This window comes from Propioniciclava sp. (assembly GCF_029977985.1).
GTDB lineage: Bacteria > Actinomycetota > Actinomycetes > Propionibacteriales > Propionibacteriaceae > Propioniciclava.
The window spans coordinates 1-8,721 of record NZ_JARKOT010000207.1 but is presented as its reverse complement, the minus strand read 5'-3'; the positions used below and the strand labels follow the sequence as shown (position 1 = coordinate 8,721).

General features: G+C 71.5%; 9 protein-coding genes and 1 tRNA gene. 5 read left to right on the top strand and 5 right to left on the bottom strand.

Going from position 1 to position 8,721, the window contains the following annotated elements; translation table 11 throughout:
* Positions 1-217, bottom strand: a 217-nt coding sequence (locus Q1K57_RS12110; protein ID WP_300082981.1) for a family 1 glycosylhydrolase, incomplete at its 3' end; no start/stop codon positions are given.
* 117 nt (positions 218-334) lie between these two features.
* On the opposite strand from Q1K57_RS12110, the gene Q1K57_RS12105 reads away from it, so the two are divergent.
* Genes Q1K57_RS12105 through Q1K57_RS12090 form a run of 4 tightly spaced genes read left to right on the top strand, consistent with a single transcriptional unit; the run spans position 335 to position 5,535 of the window.
* A complete protein-coding gene (locus tag Q1K57_RS12105) occupies positions 335-1,597 on the top strand; it encodes a biotin/lipoyl-binding protein (RefSeq protein WP_300082978.1) in 1,263 nt (420 codons plus the stop codon).
* Entirely contained in the window at positions 1,594-2,349 is a 756-nt protein-coding gene (locus tag Q1K57_RS12100) for an ABC transporter ATP-binding protein (protein ID WP_300082976.1), read from the top strand. Before Q1K57_RS12105 ends, Q1K57_RS12100 begins: the two co-directional genes overlap by 4 nt.
* Positions 2,346-3,575: an ABC transporter permease gene (locus Q1K57_RS12095; RefSeq protein WP_300082973.1), complete on the top strand. Its 1,230-nt coding sequence runs from the start codon at positions 2,346-2,348 to the stop codon at positions 3,573-3,575. Before Q1K57_RS12100 ends, Q1K57_RS12095 begins: the two co-directional genes overlap by 4 nt.
* Before the next feature lie 13 nt (positions 3,576-3,588).
* Positions 3,589-5,535 (top strand): HlyD family efflux transporter periplasmic adaptor subunit, encoded by a 1,947-nt coding sequence (locus Q1K57_RS12090; protein WP_300082970.1) that lies wholly within the window; start codon positions 3,589-3,591, stop codon positions 5,533-5,535.
* Between the two features lie 75 nt (positions 5,536-5,610).
* Here the strand turns inward: Q1K57_RS12090 and Q1K57_RS12085 are convergent.
* The 3 genes from Q1K57_RS12085 to Q1K57_RS12075 form a co-directional block, all read right to left on the bottom strand.
* Positions 5,611-5,699, bottom strand: a tRNA-Ser gene (locus tag Q1K57_RS12085).
* A gap of 91 nt (positions 5,700-5,790) precedes the next feature.
* Complete coding sequence (gene tadA, locus Q1K57_RS12080; RefSeq protein WP_300082984.1) at positions 5,791-6,225, bottom strand: tRNA adenosine(34) deaminase TadA; 435 nt, start codon at positions 6,223-6,225, stop codon at positions 5,791-5,793.
* Positions 6,226-6,251: 26 nt separating this feature from the next.
* Positions 6,252-6,926, bottom strand: coding sequence for a tRNA adenosine deaminase-associated protein (locus Q1K57_RS12075; protein WP_300082967.1), 675 nt, complete (start codon positions 6,924-6,926; stop codon positions 6,252-6,254).
* A gap of 79 nt (positions 6,927-7,005) precedes the next feature.
* Here Q1K57_RS12075 and upp point away from each other — a divergent pair, with 79 nt between their 5' ends.
* Positions 7,006-7,647 (top strand): uracil phosphoribosyltransferase, encoded by a 642-nt coding sequence (upp, locus tag Q1K57_RS12070; protein ID WP_300082965.1) that lies wholly within the window; start codon positions 7,006-7,008, stop codon positions 7,645-7,647.
* On the opposite strand, the gene Q1K57_RS12065 is transcribed toward upp, so the two are convergent.
* Positions 7,629-8,603, bottom strand: a complete 975-nt coding sequence (locus tag Q1K57_RS12065; protein WP_300082962.1) for a CPBP family intramembrane glutamic endopeptidase — start codon at positions 8,601-8,603, stop codon at positions 7,629-7,631. The genes upp and Q1K57_RS12065 overlap by 19 nt on opposite strands.
* Positions 8,604-8,721 lie beyond the last annotated feature (118 nt).

Below are 8,721 nucleotides of genomic sequence, written 5' to 3'. Positions count from 1 at the left end.
GGTACGCCTGGAGGCCGAGGGACGCCATCAGTTCGGTGTCCTCGTGCCACCGGTTCCAGTGATCGGTGGCGCGCAGCGGCGACGAGCCGTCCCGGATCGTTCCGGGCAGCTGCGCCCAGTCGTACCAGTTGTTGTTGCGGTCCCCGCCCTCGATCTGGACGGCCGCCGTGGCCGTTCCGATCAGCAGCCCGGACAGGTCGGTGAAACCCGCGTCCATGTCCTCCCCCTCGACCCGCGATTCTCCTCCTTAGGACTGTCCCACAATCGACCTAGGTCGGAGGCGACCGCCCCGGGGGGATGGGAGGGTAGGGGTAGCCTCAACCAGGAGTGACCCGTGACTGTCCCGCCCTCACCCTCCCCCGACCCTGACGCCCCCACGGCCGTCCTCGCCCCTGAACCCCTGTCCGAGGTCTCCTCGGACGCCCCTCCTCCCCCCGCGCGCGAGCGGCGGTTCAGCCGGCGCGACTATCTGATCATCGGGGCGCTCGCCCTGCTCGGCGTCCTCGTGCCGGTGCTGATCACGCTGCCTCGGCTGCTGGCCACGATGGACGCCGTCCAAGGGGCCCAGGGCACGCCGAGCGAGGTCGAGTACGCCGTCACCCGCACCTCGCTGGCCCAGCCGGTCACGCTGACGGGCACGATCCAGCCGACGCAGCGCCTCGACCTCAGTTTCACCAGCGAGGGTGAGGTGACCGAGGTTCCCGTGTCGGTCGGCGACCCGGTCAGCCCCGGCTCGCGGCTCGCCGCCATCGACGCGACCGAACTCCAGGCGGCCGTCACGGACGCCGCCGCCGAGGCCGAGGCGGCCCGCAAGGACTACAACACGGCCCGCGCGTCCGGCTCGTCGGCCGAGGTCACGGCCCTGCGCTCGGCGTACAACGTGAAGCAGCAGGCCCTCAAGGACGCCCAGGCGGCCCTCGACAAGGCCACGCTGGTGTCCACGATCGACGGCGTGGTGGCAGCGGTGAACGTTCACGTGGGCGACACCGCCGGGTCGGCGTCCAGCGGGGCTGGCGGCACCGGGGCGAGCACCGGCGCCGACGTCGTCGTCATCTCGAAGACCTTCCAGGTGGACGCCACGGTCGGCGCGTCGGAGCGCACGCGGGTGACGAAAGGCATGCAGGCCACCGTCACGACGGCCACCTCGAGCGTTCCGCTCTCGGGCACGGTGACGGGGCTGGGCGTCGTCGCCGAGGCAGGGTCGGGTGGCGGCGACGGCAGCCAGGCCAGCGCGGCCGGCTTCCCCGTCACCGTGACCATCGACGGGGCCCCCGAGAACGTGTTCGCCGGCTCGTCGGCCACCGTCGACCTGCTCCCCGCCGACACCGGCGAGGCTGTGCTCGCGGTGCCCATGATGGCGCTGGTCGACTACGACGGCGGCAGCGCGGGCCACGTCAATGTCCGACAGGGCGACGAGCTCACCACCGTGGCCGTCACGCTGGGTCAGCCGCAGGGCGACATGATCGAGGTGCTGGACGGGCTGTCCGAGGGCGATGTCGTCGTCTACACCGATTACTCCTCGATGATGCCTCCGGGCGGCATGGGCAAGCCGGGTGACATGGGCGGGGCCGTCGCCACCGCGGAGCCGTCGCGATGAGCGCCGATTCTCTCCTGGAACCCGTCGAAGCCGCCGATCCGCCGGTCCAGCCTGTCGACGCCTATCCGGTCCTCCAGCTGCGGAACGTGTGGAAGACCTACGCGACGGGCGCCGTCCAGGTGCACGCGCTGCGCGGTGTCGACCTCGACGTGCACGCGGGGGAGTACGTGGCGATCATGGGCCCGTCGGGCTCGGGCAAGTCGACGCTCATGAACATCATCGGGTGTCTCGACGTGGCCACCCACGGTCAGTACGTCCTCGACGGCACCGACGTGGCCCACATGAGCGACAACGACCTCGCAGACATCCGCAACGCGCGGATCGGCTTCGTGTTCCAGCAGTTCAACCTGCTGCCGAGCACGCCGGCCTGGCGCAACGTCGAGTTGCCGCTGTGGTACGCGAAGGTGCGCGCCGCCGAGCGCAAGCAGCGCGCACTGGACGCCCTCGCTCGCGTCGGCCTCGCGGAGCGCGCCCACCACCGCCCGGGCCAACTCTCCGGCGGCCAGCAGCAGCGCGTGGCGATCGCGCGCGCCCTGGTGACCGACCCAGCGTTGATCCTCGCCGACGAGCCGACCGGCAACCTCGACTCGGTCTCCACCGAGGACGTCTTGAACCTCATGGACGAGTTGCACGCCGCCGGCCGCACGATCGTCCTCATCACCCACGAGGCCGACGTGGCGGCCCGCGCCGAACGCGTGGTCCGGGTGTTCGACGGACGCATCGCCAGCATCGAACGGCGGGCCGACCGATGAGCCGGTGGGAAACGCTGCGCATCGCGGTCGGTGCGATCCTCGCCCACCGGGTCCGGTCGATCCTGACCACGCTGGGCATCACCATCGGTATCGCGGCCGTGACCCTGTCCGTGGGCCTCGCTCAGGGTGCCACCGCGAACGTGAGCGAGCAGATGGGGTCGCTCGGCTCGGACGTGCTCACCGTGATGAGCGGCGGCTTCGCGGTCGAGCCGGGCCAGACCTACGACCCCTCGCTCATGACCCCCCTGTCGATGGCGGACGCCGACGCCTTGTCCGATCCGGCGGCGGCCCCCGACATCATCGGGGTGGCCCCGGTGATCCAGAACGGCCTCGAACTGCGCTTCGGCGACGCCGTCGCGAACGTGACCATCGAGGCGTCCACCCCGAACTGGGCCAGCGTCCAGGGCCGCACCCTGGCGGCCGGGTCGTTCTTCACGGCCGCCGAGTACGACGATCGCGCCGCGGTCGTGGTCCTGGGCGCGAACACGGCGACCACGGCGTTCGGTGACCCGAACGCGGCCGTTGGAGCCACCGTCACTCTCGGCAGCGCCAGCTTCCGGGTGGTCGGCGTCCTCGAGGCGGCGGGCTCGGGGTTCATGGGCAGCGGTGACGACATGGCCGTCCTGCCGATGACGAGCTACACCGACCGGCTCGCCTACGGCGGCGAGAGCGTGTCGACCATGTACGTGCAGGCTGCGTCCACCGAGCGACTGTCGGCCGCCTATCAGGAGACCGAGCAGCTGCTGAGCGCGCGCCGCGGCGTCGCGACGGCCAACGAGGCGGGCGTCATGATCATGTCGCAACAGTCGCTCGTGGCTGCCATGGAGCAGATCACGCTGACGCTCACGATCCTGCTCGGCGGCATCGCGGCGATCTCGCTCGTCGTCGGCGGCATCGGCGTCATGAACATCATGCTGGTGTCGGTCTCGGAGCGCTTCCGCGAGATCGGCCTGCGCAAGGCGTTGGGGGCACGCAGGCGCGCGATCCTGGGGCAGTTCCTCACCGAGGCGGCCCTGCTGGCTCTCGTCGGCGGCGCTTTCGGCCTCGGCTTCTCGGCGCTCATCGCCTGGCTCGTGACGAGTCTCACGCCGGTCCCGATCCCGGTGAGCGTGCCGACGGCTCTGCTCGCGCTCGGTGTCTCCGCCACCATCGGCATCATCGCGGGCGTCTACCCCGCCTCCCGCGCCGCCCGTCTCGCCCCCATCGACGCACTCCGCCGCGAGTGAGGAGTTTCCTGCCATGACTGACCATCCCACCCCGCTCCCCCCGGCGCGGATCAAACCGGCAGCGGAGCGCCACCGTGATGTGGCGGCCATCCGACGCCGCAACGCGCTCGCGGCGGTGCTCGCCCTCGTCCTCGTCGGCGGGACCGTGTGGGGCCTCGCGGCTGCGCAGGAGGCCAGCCGCCAGCCCGCCGACCGCTACACCACCGTCGTCGCCGAGCGTGGCTCCGTGACGCAGCGCCTCAGCGCCACCGGCACCGTCGAGAAGGTCAACGACGCGTTCGTGCACTTCCCTGCAGCCGGCACCGTCATCGAGGTGCCCGCGTCCGTCGGTGACACGGTCAAGGCGGGCGACGTCCTGGCTGTCATGGACGACGCGTCCCTGCGCACCCAGGTCCTCCAGGCGCAAGCCGACGTGGACGCCGCCGTCCTGGCGCTCAAGCAGATCCGGGACGCCGCCGACGCGGCCACGAGCGCCGGCGCCGGCACCACCGGCGGTTCCAGCGGGAACGTCGGGCTGTCCTCGTCGGCGGGTTCCCCCGGGTCCTCGTTCCCGTCCGGGTCTTCCGGCTCCTCCGGCTCGGCCAGCCTGCCGGACGCGCCGGTGCCGATGCTCGACCTCACGCCCCTGCAAGCCGCCCTCACCGAGGCGGACGCCGCTGCTGGCCTCGCCTCCACCCGTCAGGACGAGGCGGACGCCGCCTTCCAGGCCATGCTGGAGGTGTGCGACCTCGCCGACCCCCACCCCAGCCCCACTCCCGACCCGAGCCCACCGCCCGACCCGAGCCCCACGCCCGACCCGAGCCCCACGCCCGACCCGAGCCCCACTCCCGACCCGAGCCCGACCCCGGACCCGAGCCCAACGCCCGACCCCAGCCCAACCCCAACGTCGACGCCGGACGCAGACCCAACGCCCACGCCAACTCCAGACCCCGAGCCGAACCCCACCGCGTCGCCCTCACCCGGCACGCCGGGTCTCGACGACCCGCACGAGCGTCTCGTGGCCTGCGGGGAGGCGCAGGCCAAGGTGGCGGACGCTCAAGCCGCCCTCGCTGAGGCCCAGGAACGAGTGAGCGCCAGCAACGGGCAGGGGTTCGCCCTCCTTCAGGCCGCCGCCGCCTCCGTCGCGGACTGGTTCGGGAAGATGCAGGCTTGGGCACTCTCGGTGATGCAGGCCGCCGCGCAACTGGCGCAGTTGGGCTCGATGCCCGGAACGTCGGGGATGCCGTCAGGTGCCGGTGGCGCGGCAGACACTCCGGCCGGCGCAGGGCCGTCCGGGGGCGCCCCCTCCGGCGACAGCGGCGGGCCGGGCGGTGGCGCGCCGTCCACGGATCGTTCGACGGTGGTCTCCGCCGAGGTCGGCCTCGCCAAGGCACGCCGCGCGCTCGCGACGGCCCAGGGGAATCTCGACCGCGCCACGCTGCGCGCTCCGATGGACGGCGTCCTCACCGCGCTGCCGTTCACGGTGGGCGGCACCACGACGGGCACCGAACGTGCCACGGTGACCGCTCCAGGGGCGGTGCGCGTCTCGCTCACTGTGCCGGCGGCGTCCTTCCCGTTCGTCCGGACCGGGCAGCAGGCCACCCTGCGGGGTCCGGGTGGCGCCGAACTGCGCGCGACGGTGGAGGGCAAGAACCTCATCCCGAACAGCTCGGGCGCCTACCCCGTGACGGTCATCACCGGCGCCGACGGTGCGGACGCCTTCGCCGCCGGAACCACCGCGACCGTGGACATCGAGGTGAGCAGCGCGACCGACGTGGTCGTGATCCCGCTGACTGCGGTCGTGCGGTCGGGGTCGACGGGGAGCGTGCGCATCCTGCAGGGCGCCGAGCCTGTCGACGTGACGGTCACGCTGGGCAGCGTGGGCGACACGCGCATCGAGGTGACCGAGGGCGTCCAGCCCGGTGATCGCCTCGTCGTCGCAGACATCACCAAGCCCATGCCGAACCCGTTCGTCGGCTGAGTCTCCCCTCACGAAGGACGCCTGACCCGGATCGGGTCAGGCGTCCTTGGTGTCGTGAGGACCTCACAGACTGGCTGGCGGTGGCGGTGGGATTTGAACCCACGGTGGGCAGAACCCACACGCGCTTTCGAGGCGCGCTCCTTAGGCCGCTCGGACACGCCACCGTCTGTCAGACTATCGCGACCCGTACCCGCCCGGCCAATCGGCGTCGCTCAGCGCGGACAACCCAACACGAGGGGTGACCGGCGGCGTCCATCACCGATGGTCCTCGAAGAAGTCCCTCAGCACCGCCCCGCACGCCTCGGCGAACACACCGGAGACCACCTCGACGCGATGGTTCAACCGCGGGTCGCGCACCACATCGAACACCGACGCCACCGCCCCGGCCTTCGGGTCGAACGCCCCGAACACGAGCCGCCCGACGCGCGCATTCACCAGGGCACCCGCGCACATCGCGCACGGCTCGAGCGTGACGACCAGCGTGCAGTCCTCGAGGCGCCAGGCATCGCGCAAAGCGGCCGCTCCCCGGCGCAGCACCAGCATCTCCGCGTGCGCGGTCGGGTCCCCGGACTGCTCGCGCTCGTTCCCCGCCACCGCCAACTCCGACCCGTCAGGGCCCAACAGCACCGCCCCGATCGGGACGTCACCCGCCGCGGCGGCCGCAGCGGCGGCGTCCAACGCCCGACGCATCGCGATGTGCCAGCGGGTACCGCCGGTCACAGGTCGAACGCCGACGCCACGCGATCGTAGGGCTTGGCGTACCCGAGCTTGTCGACGATGCTCTCGACGATCTCGAGCGGCTCTGCGTCCAGGTCCTCGCAAAGGGCCTCAAGGTCCATCTCGGACAGGCCGACATCGGAGAAGAGGTCGAGGTCACCGATGGTTTCGGAGTCCTCCTCGTCATCGGGCACGTCGGCGCCCAGGTAATCGGCCACGTCGCGAGCGATCGGCCAGTCGTTGGCGGCCACCGAGTCGCTCAACAGCACTTGCACCACCTTGCCGCGGACCCGCACGAACACGAAGAACTCGCCCTCGATCGACACCACACCGACCGCGCCGGCATCACCCGGAACCCGGCGCAACTCGTCGATCAGGGCGTCCAGGTCGTTGGCGAGCTCGACGGGCAGCGCGATCGCGGTGGGCTGCCCTTCCTCCCGGAACAGGGCCGCGACAAGGTCGATCTCGTCCTCGGTGGCGTCGTCGGGGTAGTCGTCGTCGTCCGAATCCGCGTCTTCGGACTCGTAATCGTCGGCGTCCTCGTCGTCCTCGTCATAATCCGCGTCGTCGTCGGAGGCCCCGCCCAACGGCTCGAGGTCGACGTCGTCCAGACCCGGGCGATCGTCGCCCCGGTCGGCGAGTTCGGCGTCGTACTCGTCGTCACGATCAGGCATGGGTGCCTCCTTCCGGCACTGTCCATCGTGTCAGACTCCCGGGGAGTTCGCAGCATGGCCATCTGCAAGAATGCTCCGCGTGGAACTGATCGTCGCCGACCACCCGCTCGTCTCCCACAAGGTCCGCCTGCTGCGGGACGTGGACACCGACTCCCCCACCTTCCGCGCCCTCGTCGAGGAGCTCGTGACGCTCCTCGCCTACGAGGCCACGCGCGAGGTCCGCGTCGAGACCGTCGAGGTCGTGACGCCCATCACCACCACCACCGGCACCCGCCTGTCACACCCGACACCCCTGGTCGTGCCCATCCTCCGCGCCGGACTCGGCATGCTCGAAGGCATGATGAAGCTCATGCCCACGGCTGAGGTCGGGTTCGTCGGCATGGTCCGCGACGAGGAGACCCTCCAGCCGTTCACCTACGCCGAACGCCTTCCCAAGGACCTGTCGGGCCGCCAGTGCTACGTTCTCGACCCGATGCTCGCCACCGGCGGCTCGCTGGGCGGCACCGTCCAGTTCCTCGTCGACCGCGGCGCCGACCACATCACCTGCATCTCCCTCATCGCCGCCCCCGAGGGCATCGAGCGCATGCGCGAACTCGTCGACCCGGTCGGCGTCCCGTGCACCCTCGTCGTCGCGTCCGTCGACGAGAAGCTCAACGAGCACGGCTACATCGTCCCTGGTCTCGGTGACGCCGGCGACCGCCTCTACGGCTTGGCCGACTGAGCCGCGGACGCCGCAGCCGTCCGACTGCGGGTGGTCCAGAGACCGAACGCGACCAACGCCGCGACGACCACGAAGATCATGCCGGGCGGCACGACGAAGGGACTGCCGTCCGCCACGAGGTAGTACACGATGCCCACGGTGCCGTTGACGACCCCGTGCCCGATCGCCGCCGCGAACACGCCGGACCGCTCCGCCGCCCAGGCGAGCACAAACCCCAAGGGGATGCACATCGCGACCATGGCCGGGATGCCGAGAGCCCAGTCGCCGCGGTAGTTGAGGCCCAGCCAGATGATCGCCGGTGCATGCCAGAGCCCCCAGACGGAACCGATCAAGGTGTGGGCGCGCCAGCGTCCGAGGGGGGCGAGTTCCTCGGCGAGCACGCCACGCCAGCCGTACTCCTCACCGAAGGCGAGCAGCGCGTTGAGGGTCGCCCCGGCCACTACCCCCTGAACCACCGAGATCGCGGCCAGCACCCAGGGCGGGGGCAGCGTCACGTCATCCGGGATGGGCACCCCCACGACCTCACTCAACGCAGCAGCCAACTCCTGGGAGGTGGTCATGACGCGGCCGGCGCCCGGCAGACCCGCCGCGGCGGCGACGACGGTGAGGAGGACGGCCACCAGCGTGATCGTGAGGGCGGGCAGGACGCCGCGCGCGACGATGCCGCCGAGCCGGCGGGCGTCGGCCTTGAGATGGCGCAACGTCCGCACCACGAGGAGGGGGCGGCGTCCGGCCGTGAGCTCCACCACCAGACCGGCCACCAGGGGCATCGGCATGTAGAGGACAGCCATCAGCACACGCACCACCGTGACGCCGACGACGGGCAGCAAGGCGGCCAGCGCGAGCCCGACGACCCACGTGCCGCCGACGGCGATGAGCAGGAACAGCCCGACACGACGCCAGTCGACCTGGGTCGCGGCCGGAGGCGAAGCGGGTGTGGGCCGGTAGGCGATCATGAGGCGCTCCCCAGGTCGCGGCGTTGTTCGGCCGCGCGACCGGCAAGAGCCAAGCCGACCAGGGTGGTGCCGGCGGCTCCGAAGGCGAGCTTCGCGAAGAGGGGCGCGACCCACCAGC

Coding starts and splice junctions, on each gene's coding strand:
- Q1K57_RS12100 (WP_300082976.1), top strand. CDS start 1,594: ATGAGCGCCGATTCTCTCCTGGAACCCGTCGAAGCCGCCGATCCGCCG.
- Q1K57_RS12095 (WP_300082973.1), top strand. CDS start 2,346: ATGAGCCGGTGGGAAACGCTGCGCATCGCGGTCGGTGCGATCCTCGCC.
- Q1K57_RS12090 (WP_300082970.1), top strand. CDS start 3,589: ATGACTGACCATCCCACCCCGCTCCCCCCGGCGCGGATCAAACCGGCA.
- tadA (WP_300082984.1), bottom strand. CDS start 6,225: ATGCGTCGGGCGTTGGACGCCGCCGCTGCGGCCGCCGCGGCGGGTGAC.
- Q1K57_RS12075 (WP_300082967.1), bottom strand. CDS start 6,926: ATGCCTGATCGTGACGACGAGTACGACGCCGAACTCGCCGACCGGGGC.
- Q1K57_RS12065 (WP_300082962.1), bottom strand. CDS start 8,603: ATGATCGCCTACCGGCCCACACCCGCTTCGCCTCCGGCCGCGACCCAG.